Below are 19,546 nucleotides of genomic sequence, written 5' to 3' on the forward strand. Positions count from 1 at the left end.
ATACAATGCAGTTAGAGCCAACACAGCAAGAAAGGTTAGCGTGGTACATCAACAAGGAAATCGCTATTTAACAGCAGAAGAGCGATCGCACCAAGCACAACAACGCGCCGAAAGACTTGCTCAACGACTGCGAGAATTAGGTGAAGACCCCGATCACCTATAAAATCAGGTTGCTTCAGTGACTGCCTAAATGTAGTAACACAACAGTTGATCCGATTGCTCCAGAATCAGAAGAAAACGCGATCGCCCAAATTCAAGAACGCTTGCAACACAAGCAGCTATAAGTAACTAAAGCAATATCAAGTTTGTCTACCTCAATCATTGGACGGAAATTTTATACACTAAATGATAGTACACTTAAGTAAGTGCTGTTGGCTCTAAATGCGACGCGATCCAATTTTCTACAAGCTGTTTCAACAATCACCCGACATCTTATTTGACTTGATTGGTAATCGACCCGACAATGCTACTACGTATCGCTTCGATTCAGTAGCCGTCAAAGAGCCAAAGTTTGAAATCGATGGTGTGTTTTTGCCACCAGAAACTGAACCAGGAGTCGTGTATTTTTGCGAGGTACAATTTCAACCCGATCAACAGCTATACGAACGATTGTTCAGTGAGTCGATGTTGTATTTCTATCGCAATGGTTCGCGCTTTTGCGATTGGCAAGCTGTAGTGATTTATCCATCGCGCCGTGTGGAGCAAACCAGGCAACATCCTCATCGTTCATTGTTACATGGCGAGCAAGTGCATCGGATTTATTTGGATGAGTTAGGTGAGATTCGCAAGTTACCAATTACAGTAGCATCAGTGGTGTTGACAATTGTAGAAGCAGCGCAAGCCCCAGCGGAAGCACGATATCTCTTGTCACGCACCGAGCAAGCGGCATTAACACCACAAGCCAAACGCGACATAATAGACGTAGTGACTGCAATCATGGCATACAAATTCTCGACGTTGAGTCAAACGGAGATCAAAGCAATGTTGGGATTAAACTTGTTTGAAGAACCTCGTGCCATTCGCGAAGCAAAAGATGAAGGACGACAAGAGGGACGACAAGAAGGACGACAAGAGGGACGACAAGAGGCGATCGCTTCTGTTGCAATTCGGCTATTAACTCGACGATTAGAGCAAGAACTATCAGAGGAAATGCGATCGCGTATCACTTCCCTACCGCTACCCGTCCTCGAAAACCTTAGCGAAGCTTTATTAGATTTCACTAACTTGTCTGATTTAGAAAATTGGTTAGCACAAAATGCATAGTAACGAGTACAAATTACAATGTTGGGACTAAACTTATTTGAAGAACCACGCGCCATTCGCGAAGCCAAAGATGAGGGACGACAAGAAGCGATCGCTCGGTTCACAAACCCTGAGCGGTTTTGCCGTCTTGTAGAGAAACGCCCCTCTTTTTAGAATTATTGAGCGCGATCGCTCACCTCGTTGGCTAGATAAAAGGCGATCGCACAAGCAGCTTTTACAGAGATAGTTTTGCTGGGTATGATGCAATTTTTTGGAGAAGTAATGTTAAAACGCAGGCAACTAGAGGTTAATTTTTTTAAAATCAATAGTGGTTTTTAGGTAAATAGAAGTTTTATGTATCTTCTAGCAAGTATTTGAACAAGTCATCCAAGATTTGATTTGCGCCTAGAATACCCCTACTGTCCCATCTTTCTGGAGGCACAAGATACAGCCGATTGTTTTTGACGGCTTTTAAATGACTAAAAAGAGGATGTTGCGTATAGTAGCTGAGGGATCTTCGTTCAGCATTCATGATGAATAAGATATCAGTATTATATTCGTCGAAGCTTTCAATGCTGATGGGTGCTCCAAGAGGTGGAAGTTTATAGCGTATTCCTAGATCGACAAGAACATCAGCCGTTGCATCGTAGTTTCTTGCAGGGGTATAAACAAGACCCTGTCCATCATGAAAAATTATGGAAACTTCGATTTGTTCCAACTGGTTTCCTAAGCGTTGCTGCAATTCATCAATTCGTTGCTGATATTGATTGATAATTTCCTCTGCTTTTGCCTCTTCGCCAAAGATCTTGGCAACATAGCGCAGATTTTCCTTGAAGAACGCTTCATCTTTGGGCTTCTCCAAATTCGGTAAAGGCACTAAGACAGTCGGCGCGATCGCCGATAATAACTGAAATTGATTGTTGTACTGTGATGTTAAAATCAAATCTGGTTTGAGCAGCAAAATTTTTTCTAATGAAGCTTGATTGGGATGCCCAACCATCGTAGCTCCTGCAAGATCATCAAGCGATACACCAAAAAGAGATTCTTCCTCCCCAAAGTTATAAGATCCATAACCAATTGGCTTGATACCGAGAGCGATTAGAGGGTCGAGTGTAATGTTAGGGTCCAATGCAATAATTCGCTGTGGATTCAGCGGGATACAGGTTTCGCCAAGTTCGTGCTGAATCACTCGACACTCAGCAGAAGGGTTCAAGGAAAGATGAGAGTTTTGGATGACAGGTGAGGAACAAGCTGTGAGGAAAAGGAAAGAAAAAGCCGCGAGTAGAAACAGCTTAATGAAACGATAGGACGCTCTTTTCATCATGCTCGTAGTGACCATAAGCAGGGTACGTCGTATCTCTCTTCTCTGGCAAAGGGATGCTTGGAGAAGGGTCAAAACTGCCATGAAATCGTTCCTTGAACGGTGAAAGGCTCGCCTGGAGTAACAAGTTCTGTAGACCCAGCAGCCTTGTAATAATCTACATTAAAGAGATTGCGGAAATTTACAGCAGCGCGAAATTGATCGCGTTCATAGAAAATTGCAGCATCGGTACGGAAGTAACTGGGAATCTCGAAGGTATTCGCCAAATTTGCTGCGGTCTCTCCAGCATAGTAGAAGCCTAAACCAAACCCCAACCCTTGCAAATCACCTGCTTGGATTCTGTAGGTTGTCCACAGGTTGATTGCGTGTTCGGGGGCACCGAATCGATTACCCTCTGGAATCAGATTATCCTCTGTAACTCTGGCATCAGTGTAGGCATAGCCACCAATGATGTTCCATCCTGGCAAAATTTCGCCACTGATATCTAACTCGATCCCCCGACTTCTTTGCTCTCCAGTTTGAACTGAAAAGCTAGGATTATCGGGATCGTCTGTTGTGACATTGGTGCGAGTCAAATCGTAGAAAGCAAGATTGGCTGATAGTTGGTCATTGATGTCGGCTCTGATGCCAACTTCATACTGCGTGCCGCGCCCAGGTCGGAATGCTTCTCCATCAGCGGATTGACCAATGGTTGGGGTGAAAGCACGAGAATAACTGGCATACAAAGAAATAAGCTGGATCGGTTGATAAACAATCCCTACCCGTGGGCTAAATGCGGTGTCTGATTGCGTTGTTCTTTCGTCTAGGAGTCGATCGATTTGGCGCTCCTCAAAGAAATCCACTCGTCCGCCCAGCAGAAGTTTCAAGTTTTCTGCAATAGTGATTTGATCTTGGAGGTAGACACCAAGCGTATCTCTGGTTGTGAAACGATCAATGTCAGGAATACCTGTAGTAACAATGGTATTGTCATAGACTGGATCGAAGATGTCCACCGGAGCAGCATTTCCAAATTCAAGTCTGAGATCGTCTGTAGTTCGACTCAAACTAAAGCCAAATAGCAGTTGATGATTGACCGAGCCAGTGCTGAATTGACCCAGTAAGTTGGTGTCAAGATAGTAGAAACGCGCAAGTTCAGTATCGTCAGCTAAAGATACAAGCTCTCGATTTAGTGTGCGATTATCATCCGCTAGACTCAAGGGGAAAATAAGATCTCTTTGACCACTATCGCCAACCAAATAGCGGAATGCATTTCGCAACCTCAAGTTTTCATTAAACCGATGCTCTAGGCGATACCCAATTCTGCTATTGATGGTTCGAGTATTTTCTACAGGTCCTACTCCGCTAAAACTGCGGGGAATTCTGCCATTGGGGTTTGGCAATACAGTCCCCACGGCTGGAATCGCTTCAGGTTCCGTTCCATTTCTGTCCGTAATGCTGACATCACCCTCGACAATCAGGTCTGTATTTTGACCAATGCTAAAGCTCAAACTGGGAGCAATAAAAAGCTCTGTACCTTCGTTAAAGTCAACGAAAGTGTCGTTGCTCAAATAACCCCCAATAAAGCGGTAGAGAACCGTCCTCGAATCGTTTAACGGACCGGTGAGATCGATTGCCCCTTGATATTCATTAAAGCTACCGATCGTTGCGCTGATTTCGTAAAACGGATCGCGCAAGGGTTGTTTAGTCACCAAGTTAACTGTTCCACCCAGAGAACTTAAAAAACTGTCTCCATACAAAACAGAGGCTGGACCTCTCAGCACTTCTAGCCTTTCTACATTGAGAAAGCCACCATCATTGGAGACTTGCGGATCGGGAAGTCCGTTTACAAAAGAATTAAAAGCCTCGAAGCCTCGGATGACAAAATAATCCCTACCTCCAGCAAAGTTGCCACTTGAGTACACACCGCTGACGTTTTCCAATCCCTCGATGATGCTTCTGACTTGGCGATCTTCTAACACCTGCTGCGGCACGATCTGAATCGATTGGGGAATATCTCGCAAAGGCGTATCAGTTCTTGTTCCCACTGAGGTATCTGGTAAGCGATAGCCATCTTGTTCCCCTGTCACTAATATCTCAATCGTTTCGTCATCGGCTGGCGCTGGCGGAGTTTGTGCGGCGGATGTCCCTGGCGTGAAGCTAAAAATCAATCCTTCACTTGGCGAGTCATACAACTCCACTGTTGGCAAAGCGGTTTGCCCTGTCACTGTGACTCGAATGCTGTTGGTAGTAGCTTGAGTCACCCGCACGCGAGTAATGCCACTCGCCGGATTCTCCGCGCGAAATTCGCCTTGGGGAAGTGCGAGTATTGCATTAGGAATATTCGCAATATAGGTTTTGCCTAAAGTTAGTGTGACGGGTTGGAGTATTTCGCCTTGAGGTGTTTCTAGCACCACTTCTAGCCCTGTTTCTGTTTGGTTTAATTGAACTGCGGTGATTTCAACGAGCGATTGAGCAATTTGCGATCGCCATTCAGCAATTGTCCTTGCAGGCTGCTTGATTTCGGTACCTATTTGTGCCAAAGTAGGTGACACTACCCCTACACAATCGCTCAAAGCTGCAACCAACCAGAAACCCACGCCCCACGACAGCCGAAACACAATTAATTGCACCTTCACCACACTCCAGTTCTGCAATCGCCTATTGCAAATATTTCTTATTCCGTACTGAAGTGTAAAAAAATTAAAGCGATCGCGTCTATCCCAAAACTGCCTTTTTACCCGCCAAACATTCACGCGGACTCAAACCAAACTGTCGCTTAAACACAGCCGCAAAATGCCCCAAATGCTCGTAGCCCACCATATTGGCAACCTCCGCCACAGTATAATCACCAGCACGTAACAAATATTCTGCCTGTTCCATCCGTCGCCGCATCAAGTAGCCCAGTACCGAAGTTTTGAATAACGCCTGAAAACCGCGATGCAATGTGCGTTCGCTTACGCCCACCTGCTGCGCCAGTTGCGGAATCAACGGCGGATTTTCAAATTCAGCCGTCAAGATCGCTTTCGCCTGATGCAAACAGTCGATTGTGGCAGATTTGAGTGCAGGAAAAACCACAGATAAACCGCGATCGCCCAAAACATCCTCTAGCAGCAGCGACAGCAGTTCCAGCACTTTTGCTTGCAGATACAACCGCTGCATTCCACCTGCAAACGGTGAATGAACAATTTGCCACGCAATCTTTTGTACGGCTGGAGTCACCATCGGAAAAAATGACGGTTTCCATTCATTTGTGCGAATCATCAGATCCAAAATTGCCACCTGTCTGGGATCGCCAATAAACAAATCTACTAGCGATTCAGGTTTTATATGCACATCTACAAGAAGTGATTGCTGCGATCGCCTCCACCATCCCACAGACGCAGGTGCAATCCCACTACCAGATAAATAACAGCGTCTACCACCAAAAAGGGCATACTCCGAACTGTAAGTAGCCCCAGTCAAAAAGATCGAAAATTGCACTTCATGCTCATGCACCGATTCCTTTAAAATCACATCATCGCGATACCGATAATGGGAAATTTCTAAATCTATTCCCAAAGATAGTTGTATGTCTCGAAAAAAACCTTGACCTAATTTCTCCGAAAATTTGTAGCGCGTCTCAAATGCATCCAAGTTGCCCGTAACAGGGTAGCAATCAAGTAGTTCATGCCACTGTTCCATCGAAAAAATGAGAGTCATCGAACAGTACTAGCTAATAGTAGAAATTAGCAATAATATACCGCGATTGATTAAAGCTTATTCATCAGTTACCCATCTCACCCTGAACTAAAGTTCGGGCTAACAGCCAAAGTCTGATAAATCAGACTAAATCAGCATTTGAGTCCACTTTTCAGTGGACTTGAGGTATTAGGCTGTGAATTAATTCACGGGCGGGTTATAGGGTTAACTGAGAGTAGACTTTCGCGGTCTAGGTGGCTTACAATTCATCGGCAAGCCCAAACAACCAACTTTAATTGTTTGTCAACTCATTGATGGTGCATACCAGCAGACACAATATCGCTTAAAGGATGCGATCGCATCTCACGTATTTCCCAATTTGCAATTCACGCTTGAAGCGATTGTACCGCAATAAAAGAACCAGTAATGATTTAAAGCGATCGCACAAGCATTGTCTTCGCAGTTTACTAATTACTAGCCAACTTCCACGATCGCCCTTGGCAATACACATACCCATCTTTAATACGAATACCAGCAAGTTTTTGCATTAACACCAAGGCTTCTTGCCGTTCTTCATCAGTCAAATAATCATCACCATGCATTCCACTAGGACAAGACCTAGGATCGCCGCCTGCACTCAAATAACGCTGCCGCCCTAATGCTACAATTTCAGCTAATCTTGCATCTTGTTGCTGTTCAGTTTGTTTCATCATTCCGATATCCATTCACCAGGGACAATATCGCCGCTCGGCAGCAAATAAGCTCTTGGTAAGACAGAGCTAGCAGTTATGATTAACCAAATGCCTGTATTTTCATCATAAAGTCTAAATTGAAGCAAATCTAGAGTTTCCAAAGCATTCAAAATTAAGTATTGTGCGTCTGTAGGTTCCACTATAAATAAATCAACTTCCATCCTATGTGCGATTTTACACTAGGCAATACAGCTAACCGTGAAGCTGCCACAATTGAAAATGAACCACAAACACTATAAAAACTTGATTTGTGTTAAAACGCTATTTTGAAGTATTACAGTTATTATGGGGTGCAGCGATCGCCGCTGAATTGGAGTACCGCGTTAACTTTGTTTTGGCGACGCTAACAAGCCTTGGTAATCTTGCAGGCAGTTTATTTAGTCTGTTTCTGTTTTACCGTACAGGTTACACATTCCAAGGATGGGCGTGGGAAGAAGCGCTGATTGTACTTGCTATCTTTACTATGTTACAGGGTTTTTCCAGTACCTTCTTGGCTCCCAACCTCAACAGCATCGTTAAGCACGTTCAGCAAGGTACATTAGACTTTATTTTACTCAAGCCAATCAGTAGTCAATTTTGGCTTTCTAGTCACACACTTTCACCTTGGGGACTACCAGATATCATCTTTGGCAGTATTCTCATCGGCTATGCTGGTGGCAGATTGGGCTTAACACTGCAAGACTACTTACTAAGTGCCATTCCTTTGTTATTTGGACTAGCTAGCCTCTACAGCCTGTGGTTCATGCTAGGCGCGACAAGTATTTGGTTTGTCAAAATCTATAATGTTACAGAAGTTCTCAGAGGCTTGCTAGAAGCTGGTAGATTTCCCATTGTTGCTTATCCTGTTGCTTACCGCTTTTTCTTTACTTTTATTATTCCAGTAACATTTTTAACGACAGTTCCCGCAGAAGCGATGTTAGGGCGTGTTGAGTTAGGTTGGTTAATTGGTGCGGGTGTACTTGCATTAGCTTTGTTATATATTGCTAGAATCTTCTGGAATTTTGCACTGCGTTTTTACACAAGTGCTTCTAGCTGAATGGAAACGATATGCAGATTCGTCCTGCTACACCTACTGATGTCTCCGCAGTCTTGCCAATGGTTGCATCTATCTGCACTCTGCACAAAACTTGGGATAGTGCTAAATATGGCTTTTTACCCAATCCGCAACAGCGTTATGAGCAATGGTTAACTGCGCAAGCTAAAAGTGACAAAAGTATCTTCTTAGTAGCTGAGGATGCGCAAACAGGGCACTTGAGAGCTTTTTTAGTTGGTACTGTAGAGCGAGGAATTCCGATTTATCGACTGCGCGAGTTTGGCTTTATTCACGATTTGTGGGTAGAACCATCCTATCGCCGTGCTGGAGTTGCTAAGCAGATGGTAATGTTGGCGATTGAGCATTTTCAAAGTATTGGAGTTAAGCAAATTCGGTTGGATACTGCTGTGGCGAACGAGGCGGGAAGGCAGTTATTTGGTGCGTGTGGTTTTCGGGTGAGTACTGTGGAGATGTTGATTGAGTTGGAGATTTAGCATAGTTTTACGAACCACAGAGGTGCATTCCCCGAAGAGGTTGCTGCAGGCTAGGACACGAAGGAGGATTGGAGATTTACCGTGAGACAGAGGTATTTAGAGGGGGATTTTGAAACTAATAGAAGAGAATCATTGCTCATCTAAACAGGAGAAAACTACTAATGCAAACAACAAAACTTGGGAATACTGATGTGACAATCAGTGCGATCGGTTTGGGGGGAATGCCAATGTCTTTAAGTAGTAGACCTCCAGAGTCGCAAGCAATTGAGGTGATTCATCGCGCTTTAGATTTGGGCGTGACGCTGATTGATACGGCGGATTCTTACTGTAAGGATGAGTCGGATAAGCACCACAATGAGCGATTGATTACTAAGGCATTACAGCAGTACAAAGGCGATACAAGTCAAGTAACAGTTGCAACGAAGGGCGGCTTGATGCGACCCAATGGCGATTGGACGCGCAATGGTAATCCAAAACATTTACGCCAGACAATTCAAGTTAGCTTTGAGGTGTTAGGTGGAAATAAACCAATTGATGTTTGGCAATATCACTCGCCTGATCCGGACTACACTATTGAGGAAGCATTAATACCTGCTAAAGAAGCTGTGGAAGTAGGTAAGATTCGCTTTGTTGGTGTATCTAACTTTTCAGTAGAACAAATCAAGCAAGCGCGGGATGTTGTGGAGATTGTCTCAGTACAGAATCAATACAATCCTTGGCATCGTCAACCAGAATTTGATGGAGTTTTAGAATACTGTGAGCAGGAAGGTTTGATGTTTCTACCTTGGAGTCCACTCGGTGGAAGTCGTCGCGTTAGTCGTTTAGAAGATATACCAGCGATCGCCCATCTCGCCAAAGAAAAAGATGTATCAGTTTACGCAATTGTCTTGGCGTGGTTACGTGCTAAGTCGCCGTGTATTGTGCCCATTCCTGGTGCGAGTAAAGTTGCAAGTATAGAAGATTCGGTGCGATCGCTCAATGTAACTCTATCAGCAAGTGAAATTCAGCAAGTAGACCAAGCTTCGACTTAAAGGATCTGGAAAGGGGAATTCCCTTTTCCTAGTTTACAGTTCTCCAAAGCTATAAATTTTTTGGGTTTCTAACTGATTGCAAACTGTCGAAGGTGATTGATTGACATCTAACTTTTGCCGATCTAACTGTACTTGCAAATTAGCTAAAGGATCGCTACCTGAAGCGACTAAAAATTCTAGTTGGCGAATGTAGGGCAAAGTAACTAAATCATCCAAAATATGCGCGATCGCTTCTACATAAGGATGACTACCATTATGATACCAGTCCGGTGCAGCAACATTAGCTTGGTCTAATCCTAAATGAACTGTCAATGAAGGTTTGCCAAAAAGAGCGATCGCCACTGGTCTTGCTTCTTCTTGTAGCAATAAGTTGTGCGTTTTGACAATATGCCGTACTTTCTCTAAGCGTTCATAGCGTTCTGTCACAGAATTTGGTTCGTCACGCCAGTGAATTGCAACTGTGACAAGATAAGTCTGTAACAACATATGACCTAGCTTCTGGGCTTTAGTTGCTAGGTAATTTGAATTGTAGTCTGTCGCTTCAATCAGCAAAGGTAGGCGATCGACGACTTCTAAACCATAACCCTTCAAACCAGCAATCTTGCGCGGATTATTAGTAATGAGGCGAATTTGATGTATGCCCAAGTCCATCAACATTTGCGCGCCCATACCATAGTTGCGCAAGTCAGCAGGAAAGCCCAAGCGTTCGTTTGCTTCCACGGTGTCCAAACCCATATCTTGCAACGAGTAAGCTTTTAACTTATTAATGAGTCCGATTCCTCGTCCTTCCTGCCGCAGATAAACGACAACACCACTGCCCGCATTTTCAATCATTTTCAGAGCAGCTTGCAATTGCATCCGACAGTCACAGCGCAACGAACCTAAAGCATCACCTGTTAAGCATTCCGAGTGCATCCGCACCATTACAGGCTGATTTTCAAAAGTCGCGGTATCGCCTTTAACAATTGCGACGTGTTCAGAATTATCGAGTGTGTGGCGGTAGCCATAAATTTGGAATTGTCCAAACTGCGTAGGTAACTGAGTTACTGTTTCGCGACGAATCAAGCGATCGTGCTTCAGGCGGTAACTAATGAGATCCGCAATACTAATAATTTTTAAATCGTGGCGCTTGGCATATTCAACCAACTGTGGTAAGCGTGCCATTGAGCCATCATTGTTTTGGATTTCGCAGATCACTCCTGCTGGGTATAGTCCTGCTAAACGCGAGAGATCCACCGCAGCCTCAGTATGACCCGCCCGTTTTAGCACACCACCTTCTCTTGCCCGAATTGGGAAGATGTGACCAGGACGGCGTAAATCTTCAGGTCGTGTTTCAGAATTGATTGCTACTTGAATTGTGCGGGCGCGATCTTCTGCGGAAATCCCTGTACTCACACCCAAGTGGGGTGCAGCATCAATACTAATTGTAAAAGCAGTTTGGTTAGTAAATGGAGTATTGTGACTTTCTGGGATGGGGATGGTATTGACCATTAAAGGTAGATCTAATTCATCCAAGCGATCGCCCATCATTGCTAGACAAATCAATCCCCGTGCTTCTACCGCCATAAAGTTAATCGTACTCGGCGTAGCAAATTGCGCGGCACAGATCAAGTCACCTTCATTTTCTCGGCTTTCGTCATCCACCACCACGAGACAACGACCAGCTTTGAGGTCTGCTAATGCTGCTTCTATCGAGTCAAACTGAAACGGATTTGAGGTGGTTTGAGGCTGCTGCACAGATAAGTAAACCGTAAACTTTTTTAAAGGAAACTTTTCCTTGATTGTAGCGCCAATCGAAGTTATGAGTCGTGAAGTATTGAGTTATAAAAGTCTTTTAATTCAAAATAATTGCCTCTAACACCTTTCTTCGCGAACAATTCAAAATAGTGCCTGATGGCACGTTACGCGAACAAAACTCTTTCACTAATCACTCGCTCCTCGCTCCTCGCCCCTCGTCCCTTTTTCACAAATCTGCCAAAATTGATGCGCCTAAAATTCAGTTTTAGTACTACAATGCAGCGAAAGCTTATCATTTTTTACCCATTTGTAAGTGTATAGGAATTTTGCATCATGGGAGATATGGGGCGCGTTTCCGTCGGAATTGTGGGCGCTTCAGGCTATGGCGGGGTGCAGCTAGTACGACTTCTGCAGGATCATCCCGAAGTCGAACTCGTGTATTTAGGCGGCGAGAGTAGTGCGGGCAAAACATTTGCAGATCTCTATCCGCATCTAGCGCATCGCGTTGACCTCCCAATTGAGCCAGTAGAACCAGAAACAATTGCTACTCGCTGTCAAGTAGTCTTTTTGTCTCTGCCAAACGGTCTTGCCTGTCAAATCACACCCACTTTAATAGAAAAAGGATTAATGGTACTCGATCTGAGTGCCGATTATCGATTTTTTGATTTAGAAACCTATAAAAATTGGTATGGTACCGATCGCTGCGATCGCCAAATCGCAGCTACTGCGGTTTATGGTTTACCCGAACTATATCGCGATCGCATTGCTGATAGCCAATTAATCGGCTGTCCTGGGTGCTATCCCACTGCGAGTTTATTGGCACTGGCTCCCCTCCTCAAGCAAGGGTTAATTGTTCCAGAAACTGCCATCATTGACGCTAAATCTGGTACTTCAGGTGGCGGACGTCAGGCAAAAACAGGGTTATTACTTGCAGAAGCCGATAATTCTTTATCAGCTTACGGCGTAGCACGTCACCGCCATATTCCAGAGATCGAGCAAATTTGCAGCGATTTGGCTGGTCATGAAGTGATGGTACAGTTTACACCTCATCTAATTCCTATGGTGCGCGGCATTTTGGCAACAGTGTATGCAACTTTACGCGACCCAGGGTTAGTACGCGATGACTTGATTACGATTTTTAGAGCCTTTTATCGTAATTGCCCTTGGATCACAATTTGCGCAAGTGGCGTGTATCCGCAAACAAAATGGGCGTGTGGTAGCAATCTATGTTACATCGGCATTGAAGTCGATCAACGCACAGGTCGAGTCATCGTCATGTCCGCAATTGACAACTTAATCAAAGGTCAAGCCGGTCAAGCAATTCAGTGCCTAAACATCATGATGGGCTGGGAAGAAACGCTAGGATTACCTAAACTCGCATTTTATCCGTAAGAAGGGGTGAAGAGTGAGGGGCGTTAGCGTTAGCGAAGCCCAGCGAGGCGAAGCCCAGCGGGACGAAGCCCAGCGAGGGAAACTAGGAGTTATGAGTTCTTAGTGTCGAGTTCTGAATCAGAAGATTCAACTCAAAACTCAAGATAATTGCCTCCCTTCACTGCGCTTTCCAAAACTAACCACTCTTCACTCGCCCCTCGCCTCTCACTCCTCGCCCCTATTTAGGTCCCATACCCACTGCACCTGCATAAACAGCGCGATCGCCAAGTTCATCTTCGATGCGTAGTAGTCGGTTATATTTTGCCACTCGTTCGCTGCGACAAAGGGAACCTGTTTTAATTTGACCGGCACGGGTAGCTACGGCTAAATCTGCGATCGTCGTATCTTCGGTTTCTCCCGAACGATGACTAATCACTGATCGCAAGCCATTACGCGTCGCTAAGTCGATTGTTTCCAAAGTTTCAGTTAATGAACCAATTTGATTCAGTTTAATCAAAATCGCGTTGCCAGCTTTTTGTTCGATGCCTTTTTGTAAGCGCGTAGGATTTGTCACAAATAAATCATCACCAACTAACTGGGTGCGTTCTCCAATTTTTTGTGTCAATAATTGCCAATGTTGCCAATCTTCTTCGTGCAAACCATCCTCAATCGATACAATCGGATATTGCGCAGCTAATTCAGCAAGATAATCAACTAACTCTGTTGGCGTGTGAACTGCACCATCATAAACGTACTGACCATCTTTGTAAAACTCGCTAGCAGCAACATCGAGGGCTAAAGCAACTTCATCTCCTGGTTTATAGCCTGCTTTTTCAATTGCCGCTACTAACAGTTCCAGTGCGACCTGATTTGACTCTAAGTTAGGTGCGAAACCACCTTCGTCACCCACCCCTGTTAATAAACCTTTGCTGTCTAAAACCTTACTCAAGGTCGCGAACACTTCAGCACCCCAGCGCAATGCTTCTCGAAAAGAAGGCGCACCGACTGGAACAATCATAAATTCTTGAAAATCGATATTGTTAGCCGCGTGCGCCCCACCGTTAATTACGTTCATCAGAGGTACAGGGAGTAAATTGGCTAAAGGTCCTCCCAAGTAGCGATATAAAGGTAATCCCAAGGACTCAGCACCCGCTTTGGCAGTTGCGAGGGACACTGCTAATATTGCATTCGCACCCAAATTTGCCTTATTTGGCGAACCATCCAAGGAGATCATCGTGCGATCAACCAGTTCTTGGTTCAAAGCATCCAAATCCATCAACTCTGGGGTAATTTTCTCTTTGACATTTTCGACAGCTTTAAGTACCCCTTTCCCACCGTAACGACTTTTATCGTCATCACGTAGTTCGTGAGCTTCAAAAGTCCCTGTTGACGCCCCACTTGGCACTTGAGCAATTCCAGCAACACCACTGATTAAGTGCACCTCAGCTTCTATCGTCGGACGTCCCCGCGAATCAAGAATTTCTCTAGCGACAATGTTTTCAATTGCAGTCTCTAAAGTGTCAATCATCCTCTCTAGCACCTCAAGTTAATTATGGATAATGGGTGACGGGCAATGGGTAATGGGTAATGGGTAATAGCTTCAAGATTTCAGTAACCAATTCCCAATCACCAATTACCAGTTACCAACTTTGTCAATTTATTGATGCTACGGTCAAGCTTGATAGTTAGGATAGGGGTTTAGATCACTTTTTTAGTTTAAAGATGCGATTCTGGCAATAAGTTCTATCCTCCTGGCTTTCAGTGCACTCGTTGCATCACTCCTCCAGACGTAGTTGCTTCGCTCTTTACAATGAAAAAAGGTTATTAGGAGATTGTCATGAGATTACTACACACAATGTTACGCGTTGGTAACTTAGAAGAATCCCTGAAATTCTACTGTGATATTTTAGGCATGAAACTGCTGCGGAAAAAAGATTATCCTGGCGGCGAGTTTACGCTAGCATTTGTCGGTTACGGCGATGAATCAGACAATACAGTGCTAGAACTCACGTATAACTGGGGTACAGAGCAATATGACTTAGGCGATGCTTATGGTCATATTGCCATTGGAGTTGATGATATTTATGGCACTTGCGAGGAAATTAAAGCCCGTGGTGGTAAAGTTGTCCGCGAACCTGGGCCAATGAAGCATGGCTCTACTGTGATTGCGTTTGTAGAAGATCCTAATGGGTATAAAGTAGAACTAATTCAACTGGGTACTCAAGGATCTCCTGAACAAAAGGTAGCACAGCCACAGTTAGTATCCCAGTAATACTTGTACAGCAATGCCTAGAAAGTGGTGGAATACTTGGTACTTATTTGGAATCATCAGTTGGGCAGCTTTGACCCATGCTACACCAGTTAAAGCAAATGGTATGACTCAGCCAAACCCCTGTAATACAGATGGTTGTAGTACAAAGATTCCACCTGCAAATAAAGTTGTGGAAGCGCCGATGACATATGTTCCTGCTGTAAGTGAGTTAGTTGATGAGACACCGACTGATTGGGAAGTGCAAGCGATGCTTTCGTTAGCTTCTCGCTACGGCATTTTGCTTGGTTTTCCCGATCGCACTTTCAGGAGCAATCGCCCAGTAACACGCTACGAATTTGCAGTGGCTCTCAATCAAGTTCTCAATCAAGTCAACACACTGATAGCAAATAAAGCAGCTGGGCAATTTAGTCAGGAAGATCTCATTACATTACAGCGGTTACAACGCGATTACAACTCAGTATTGCAAGAAATTAGAACTCAGCTTGACACGCTGAGCGATCGCACAAATGAGTTAACATCTACCCAGTTTTCTACTACAACAAAACTCAATGGCGAAGTCATTCTGGGATTTACCGATGGTACAAATGCGAATGCTACAGTAGTTTCAAGGCAGCGACTCAATTTATTCACTAGTTTTTCGCCTCAGGATTTACTATTGACGCAACTCGAAGCAGGTAATCGAGGACAAGATGCGATCTCTGTCGCGCACAACCGCGAACAAAATCTTTTGGGAACAAGTGGTTTACTGGCTGATGGTGGTGGTTTAGAGTACACAGAAATTGATGAGACTCTAAGTTTACGTAGACTTTATTACACGTTTCGTCCGAGTGCAGACTTAGCAGTTACACTAGGAGCAAAAATGTCTCCTAGCGATTTTATTGACCGCAATCGTTCGGCAAATAATCCCGCCGTTGATTTTAGTTCCAGCTTTTTAATTAATAATCCACTGATTGTCCAAAATCAAATCGACCGTGAAGGTGGTGCAGGGGCAGCTGTTGCTTGGAACATTAATGGTAGTGCATTCACAGTGCGATCGCTCTACATTGCGGCAGATGGCAATCAACCTAACTCCACAACCCCTACTCAAGGAGGATTGTTTTCCGATCGCTATCAAGGCAGTGTGGAATTGGAATATTCTTCTAGTGCTAACTTAGCTGTAAGACTGCAATACACTAACGCTGTGATTAACAATACCGATATTCAAGCAGCAGGAATCAACGCTGAATATGCCTTCAATCGCAATGCTGCGGTCTATGGACGTTTTGGCTTTGGTAGCTATCAAGGCTTCAATACTGCTGTTAATCAAGAACTTGACCTGAATCCTACCTCGTGGGCAGTTGGTTTAACAGTTCGTAATTTAGCGATTCCTGGAACAATTGCCGGAATCGCTTTTGGTCAGCCTTTTATTGAAGATGATCTAGGTAATGCTACTCAAACGAACGTCGAAGCATTCTACAATTTGACTCTAAGCGAAAATATTAGTGTTACTCCCGCCGTGCAACTCGTAAAACACGCAAATAACGACCGTTCCAGCGGCACTATTTGGCAAGGTACTCTGCGCACAGTATTTTCTTTTTAATTTATTAAATCTCCAGTCTAAACGCCCAAATCGTAAATCGTAAAAATGCAGCCTACCGATCCTAGTAAGTTCACTGATAAAGCTTGGGAAGCCATCGTTCAATCGCAAGATGTTACCCGCCGCTTTCAACAACAACAGATGGAAGTCGAGCATCTCATGATCGCCCTACTGGAAGATCAAAAAGGGATAGCACACAGGTTTTTCAATCGAGCTAATGTAGAAGCGCCGCAAGTTCTACAACAACTCGAAGCCTTTACAAAACGCCAACCTAAGTTTTTGGGAAAACCTGACCAACTGTATCTCGGTCGTGCACTCGATGTCATGCTGGATCGTGCTGAGGCGGCTAGAGTGACAATGGAAGACAGTTTGATTTCGGTTGAACATTTTTTGTTAGCCTTTGCCGATGATGAACGCATTGGTCGCCGTTTATGCAAAGGTTTGAACTTAGATAAAGCAAAGTTAGAGGCTGCAATCAAGGCCGTCAGAGGAAGTCAGAAAGTTACCGATCCTACTCCTGAAGCGCGTTATGAAGCTCTCACAAAATATGGTCGTGACCTGACAGAACAGGCAAAAGTAGGGAAGCTTGACCCAGTGATTGGACGCGATGATGAAATTCGGCGAGTTATTCAAGTGTTATCGCGTCGTAGTAAAAATAACCCTGTTTTAATTGGGGAACCAGGAGTAGGCAAAACGGCGATCGCTGAAGGTTTAGCGCAACGCATCATTAACGGCGATGTCCCCGAATCACTCAAAAATCGTCAACTGATTGCGCTCGATATTGGTAGTTTAATTGCTGGTGCTAAATATCGTGGTGAATTTGAAGATCGCTTGCGTTCAGTATTGCGCGAAGTCACTGAGTCCAACGGTCAAATTGTCTTGTTTATTGACGAATTACACACTGTTGTTGGTACTGGTGGAACGACACAAGGCGCAATGGATGCAGGGAATTTACTCAAACCAATGCTGGCACGGGGCGAACTGCGCTGTATTGGGGCAACAACTTTAGACGAGTACCGGAAATATATTGAAAAAGACGCGGCTTTAGAACGCCGTTTTCAGCAAGTTTTTGTCGATCAACCCTCAGTCGAAACGACTATCTCAATTTTGCGAGGATTAAAACAACGCTATGAGGTGCATCACAGCGTAAAAATTACCGATTCAGCCCTCGTTGCGGCGGCGACACTTTCCAATCGTTATATCAGCGATCGCTTCTTACCCGATAAAGCAATTGATTTGGTTGATGAAGCAGCAGCACAACTGAAAATGGAGATAACCTCGAAGCCCTCGGAAGTTGAAGCAATTGATCGGCGGCTAATGCAGCTGGAAATGGAAAAATTGTCTGTTGCCGGTGAAGATCAACGCGAAGCTAAAAATCGCGAACGATTAGAACGTATTGAGCAAGAAATTACCGCCCTGAAAACTAAACAACAAGAATTAAACTCGCAATGGCAAGGTGAAAAGCAGTTACTTGATGCTATCAGTGCTTTGAAGAAAGAAGAAAATGCACTGCAAGTTCAAATTGAGCAAGCTGAACGAGCATATGATTTGAACAAAGCGGCTCAACTTAAATATGGCAAACTCGAAGGAGTGCGCCGCGATCGCGAAGCGAAAGAAACAATGCTGATCGACCTGCAAGCGCGTGGTTCAACACTGCTGCGTGAAGAAGTAACCGAAGCCGATATTGCAGCAATTGTTGCTAAGTGGACGGGAATCCCAGTTAATCGCTTGCTCGCATCCGAACGGCAAAAACTACTACAACTTGAAAGTCACTTACACGAGCGAGTAATCGGGCAATCTGAAGCGGTATCAGCGGTATCAGCAGCAATTCGCAGGGCAAGAGCCGGAATGAAAGATCCTGGTCGCCCTATTGGTTCTTTCCTGTTTATGGGACCTACAGGAGTAGGCAAAACTGAACTCGCCCGTGCTTTGGCAGAGTTTCTCTTTGATTCGGACAATGCTTTAGTCCGTTTGGATATGTCTGAGTACATGGAGAAACATTCAGTCTCTCGTTTGGTAGGAGCGCCTCCAGGGTACGTTGGATATGAAGAAGGCGGTCAACTTTCAGAAGCAATTCGTCGCCGTCCTTATTCAGTTGTGCTGTTTGATGAAGTCGAAAAGGCTCACCCAGACGTTTTTAATATTTTATTACAAGTCCTTGACGATGGACGCATTACGGATTCGCAAGGAAGATTAGTCGATTTTCGCAACACCGTGATTGTGATGACGAGTAACATCGGTAGCGAACATATTTTGGATGTGTCTGGTGACGACAGTAAGTACCAAATTATGCACAAACGTGTCCTCGATGCGTTGCGATCGCACTTTCGTCCCGAATTTCTCAACCGCGTTGATGACATTATTCTGTTCCATACACTCAACCGTAACGAACTTGGACTGATTATTCGCATTCAACTCAAGCGCGTTCAAAAGCTCTTAGCCGAACAAAAACTTGGTTTGGAGTTGACCCCAAAAGCTGAAGCATACTTAGTTGATGTTGGCTACGATCCTGTTTATGGCGCTCGTCCTTTAAAACGTGCAATTCAACGCGAACTTGAAAATCCACTCGCAACTAAGTTATTAGAAAATGCTTTCGATGAGGGTGACACAATTTCAGTTGACTACATAGACAATAGTCTTTCCTTTGTTGCTAAAGAAAAAGCTAAGACTCATCGCTCAGTACTTACCGAAGCAACTCGCAGTACTTAATGTACTCAAAAAACTGATGCTAGATAGGCTCTGTGTAAAATCACTAGCCTATTTTTTTTCCCATTTGAGCAACGTAATTATCATTTGTTTGACATTTTCACTAAATATTTAGAGAAAATACTTATTGTTCACGCATTCTTTACGGTTCTATTGATAACCTCCGCATTAGTATAGGTACTTAGGAAGCTGACTTTACAAATTCGCTGAGCTGTATAAAAAAATATAGGAAAAGCTATGAAAGCGGTAATACTGGCAGGGGGACTAGGAACGCGGATAAGTGAAGAGACAACAATCAAACCAAAACCAATGGTAGAGATTGGGGGAAAACCGATACTGTGGCACATTATGAAA

The 19,546-nt window shown here is 44.3% G+C and carries 18 protein-coding genes and 1 pseudogene; 12 read left to right on the forward strand and 7 right to left on the reverse strand.

The features are described from left to right. Positions 1-40: 40 nt before the first annotated feature. From CSQ79_RS28520 to CSQ79_RS28525, 3 genes are all read left to right on the forward strand, one after another. Entirely contained in the window at positions 41-163 is a 123-nt protein-coding gene (locus CSQ79_RS28520) for a hypothetical protein (protein WP_289501579.1), read from the forward strand. Between the two features lie 218 nt (positions 164-381). Continuing rightward, positions 382-1,263: an Rpn family recombination-promoting nuclease/putative transposase gene (locus tag CSQ79_RS26375; protein ID WP_099704076.1), complete on the forward strand. Its 882-nt coding sequence runs from the start codon at positions 382-384 to the stop codon at positions 1,261-1,263. 18 nt (positions 1,264-1,281) lie between these two features. Further along, positions 1,282-1,416 (forward strand): hypothetical protein, encoded by a 135-nt coding sequence (locus CSQ79_RS28525; protein WP_289501580.1) that lies wholly within the window; start codon positions 1,282-1,284, stop codon positions 1,414-1,416. 178 nt (positions 1,417-1,594) lie between these two features. On the opposite strand, the gene CSQ79_RS26380 is transcribed toward CSQ79_RS28525, so the two are convergent. The 3 genes from CSQ79_RS26380 to CSQ79_RS26390 form a co-directional block, all read right to left on the reverse strand. Then, complete coding sequence (locus CSQ79_RS26380) at positions 1,595-2,581, reverse strand: ABC transporter substrate-binding protein (protein WP_289501581.1); 987 nt, start codon at positions 2,579-2,581, stop codon at positions 1,595-1,597. A 53-nt stretch (positions 2,582-2,634) separates the two neighbouring features. Further along, positions 2,635-5,178 carry a TonB-dependent siderophore receptor gene (locus CSQ79_RS26385; RefSeq protein ID WP_502693970.1) on the reverse strand — a complete coding sequence of 848 codons (2,544 nt, stop codon included), beginning with the start codon at positions 5,176-5,178 and terminating at the stop codon, positions 2,635-2,637. Between the two features lie 79 nt (positions 5,179-5,257). Beyond that, positions 5,258-6,241: a helix-turn-helix transcriptional regulator gene (locus CSQ79_RS26390; protein WP_099704079.1), complete on the reverse strand. Its 984-nt coding sequence runs from the start codon at positions 6,239-6,241 to the stop codon at positions 5,258-5,260. Positions 6,242-6,455: 214 nt separating this feature from the next. Here CSQ79_RS26390 and CSQ79_RS28750 point away from each other — a divergent pair. Further along, positions 6,456-6,635 (forward strand): annotated as a pseudogene (locus CSQ79_RS28750) (Uma2 family endonuclease); the annotation flags it as partial. A gap of 52 nt (positions 6,636-6,687) precedes the next feature. Here the strand turns inward: CSQ79_RS28750 and CSQ79_RS26400 are convergent. Continuing rightward, positions 6,688-6,933: a hypothetical protein gene (locus CSQ79_RS26400; protein WP_099704080.1), complete on the reverse strand. Its 246-nt coding sequence runs from the start codon at positions 6,931-6,933 to the stop codon at positions 6,688-6,690. Then, positions 6,930-7,133, reverse strand: a complete 204-nt coding sequence (locus tag CSQ79_RS26405; RefSeq protein WP_099704081.1) for a hypothetical protein — start codon at positions 7,131-7,133, stop codon at positions 6,930-6,932. The genes CSQ79_RS26400 and CSQ79_RS26405 overlap by 4 nt, the downstream gene beginning before the upstream one ends. 89 nt (positions 7,134-7,222) lie before the next feature. Between CSQ79_RS26405 and CSQ79_RS26410 the strand changes: the two genes are divergently transcribed. The 3 genes from CSQ79_RS26410 (at position 7,223) to CSQ79_RS26420 (ending at position 9,530) form a co-directional block, all read left to right on the forward strand. Continuing rightward, complete coding sequence (locus tag CSQ79_RS26410; protein WP_099704082.1) at positions 7,223-8,008, forward strand: ABC transporter permease; 786 nt, start codon at positions 7,223-7,225, stop codon at positions 8,006-8,008. A gap of 11 nt (positions 8,009-8,019) precedes the next feature. Further along, the gene (locus tag CSQ79_RS26415) at positions 8,020-8,499 is read left to right on the forward strand and encodes a GNAT family N-acetyltransferase (protein ID WP_099704083.1); all 480 of its coding nucleotides are present in this window, start codon (positions 8,020-8,022) and stop codon (positions 8,497-8,499) included. Positions 8,500-8,660: 161 nt separating this feature from the next. Beyond that, positions 8,661-9,530, forward strand: coding sequence for an aldo/keto reductase (locus tag CSQ79_RS26420; protein ID WP_099704084.1), 870 nt, complete (start codon positions 8,661-8,663; stop codon positions 9,528-9,530). A gap of 33 nt (positions 9,531-9,563) precedes the next feature. On the opposite strand, the gene ribBA is transcribed toward CSQ79_RS26420, so the two are convergent. Next, the gene (ribBA, locus tag CSQ79_RS26425) at positions 9,564-11,267 is read right to left on the reverse strand and encodes a bifunctional 3,4-dihydroxy-2-butanone-4-phosphate synthase/GTP cyclohydrolase II (protein ID WP_099704085.1); all 1,704 of its coding nucleotides are present in this window, start codon (positions 11,265-11,267) and stop codon (positions 9,564-9,566) included. Positions 11,268-11,600: 333 nt separating this feature from the next. Here ribBA and argC point away from each other — a divergent pair, with 333 nt between their 5' ends. After that, positions 11,601-12,659, forward strand: a complete 1,059-nt coding sequence (gene argC, locus CSQ79_RS26430; protein WP_099704086.1) for an N-acetyl-gamma-glutamyl-phosphate reductase — start codon at positions 11,601-11,603, stop codon at positions 12,657-12,659. 217 nt (positions 12,660-12,876) lie between these two features. On the opposite strand, the gene eno is transcribed toward argC, so the two are convergent. Continuing rightward, a complete protein-coding gene (gene eno / locus CSQ79_RS26435; protein WP_099704087.1) occupies positions 12,877-14,166 on the reverse strand; it encodes a phosphopyruvate hydratase in 1,290 nt (429 codons plus the stop codon). A gap of 309 nt (positions 14,167-14,475) precedes the next feature. On the opposite strand from eno, the gene gloA reads away from it, so the two are divergent. From gloA to CSQ79_RS26455, 4 genes are all read left to right on the forward strand, one after another. Then, positions 14,476-14,910: a lactoylglutathione lyase gene (gene gloA / locus CSQ79_RS26440; protein WP_099704088.1), complete on the forward strand. Its 435-nt coding sequence runs from the start codon at positions 14,476-14,478 to the stop codon at positions 14,908-14,910. A gap of 13 nt (positions 14,911-14,923) precedes the next feature. Next, entirely contained in the window at positions 14,924-16,489 is a 1,566-nt protein-coding gene (locus tag CSQ79_RS26445; protein WP_099704089.1) for an iron uptake porin, read from the forward strand. Positions 16,490-16,534: 45 nt separating this feature from the next. Then, a complete protein-coding gene (gene clpB / locus CSQ79_RS26450) occupies positions 16,535-19,195 on the forward strand; it encodes an ATP-dependent chaperone ClpB (RefSeq protein ID WP_099704090.1) in 2,661 nt (886 codons plus the stop codon). A gap of 234 nt (positions 19,196-19,429) precedes the next feature. Further along, the coding region (locus CSQ79_RS26455) for a sugar phosphate nucleotidyltransferase (RefSeq protein ID WP_148669260.1) at positions 19,430-19,546 on the forward strand (117 nt) is incomplete at its 3' end.

Origin of the sequence: Gloeocapsopsis sp. IPPAS B-1203, from assembly GCF_002749975.1 — a bacterium.
In the GTDB taxonomy this organism is placed as follows: Bacteria; Cyanobacteriota; Cyanobacteriia; order Cyanobacteriales; family Chroococcidiopsidaceae; genus Gloeocapsopsis.

Bases quoted from the DNA above. Each gene is read 5' to 3' on its own strand.
- CSQ79_RS26375 (WP_099704076.1), top strand. From the start codon at position 382: ATGCGACGCGATCCAATTTTCTACAAGCTGTTTCAACAATCACCCGAC.
- CSQ79_RS28525 (WP_289501580.1), top strand. From the start codon at position 1,282: ATGTTGGGACTAAACTTATTTGAAGAACCACGCGCCATTCGCGAAGCC.
- CSQ79_RS26380 (WP_289501581.1), bottom strand. From the start codon at position 2,581: ATGGTCACTACGAGCATGATGAAAAGAGCGTCCTATCGTTTCATTAAG.
- CSQ79_RS26390 (WP_099704079.1), bottom strand. From the start codon at position 6,241: ATGACTCTCATTTTTTCGATGGAACAGTGGCATGAACTACTTGATTGC.
- CSQ79_RS26400 (WP_099704080.1), bottom strand. From the start codon at position 6,933: ATGATGAAACAAACTGAACAGCAACAAGATGCAAGATTAGCTGAAATT.
- CSQ79_RS26405 (WP_099704081.1), bottom strand. From the start codon at position 7,133: ATGGAAGTTGATTTATTTATAGTGGAACCTACAGACGCACAATACTTA.
- CSQ79_RS26415 (WP_099704083.1), top strand. From the start codon at position 8,020: ATGCAGATTCGTCCTGCTACACCTACTGATGTCTCCGCAGTCTTGCCA.
- CSQ79_RS26420 (WP_099704084.1), top strand. From the start codon at position 8,661: ATGCAAACAACAAAACTTGGGAATACTGATGTGACAATCAGTGCGATC.
- argC (WP_099704086.1), top strand. From the start codon at position 11,601: ATGGGAGATATGGGGCGCGTTTCCGTCGGAATTGTGGGCGCTTCAGGC.
- eno (WP_099704087.1), bottom strand. From the start codon at position 14,166: ATGATTGACACTTTAGAGACTGCAATTGAAAACATTGTCGCTAGAGAA.
- gloA (WP_099704088.1), top strand. From the start codon at position 14,476: ATGAGATTACTACACACAATGTTACGCGTTGGTAACTTAGAAGAATCC.
- CSQ79_RS26445 (WP_099704089.1), top strand. From the start codon at position 14,924: ATGCCTAGAAAGTGGTGGAATACTTGGTACTTATTTGGAATCATCAGT.
- clpB (WP_099704090.1), top strand. From the start codon at position 16,535: ATGCAGCCTACCGATCCTAGTAAGTTCACTGATAAAGCTTGGGAAGCC.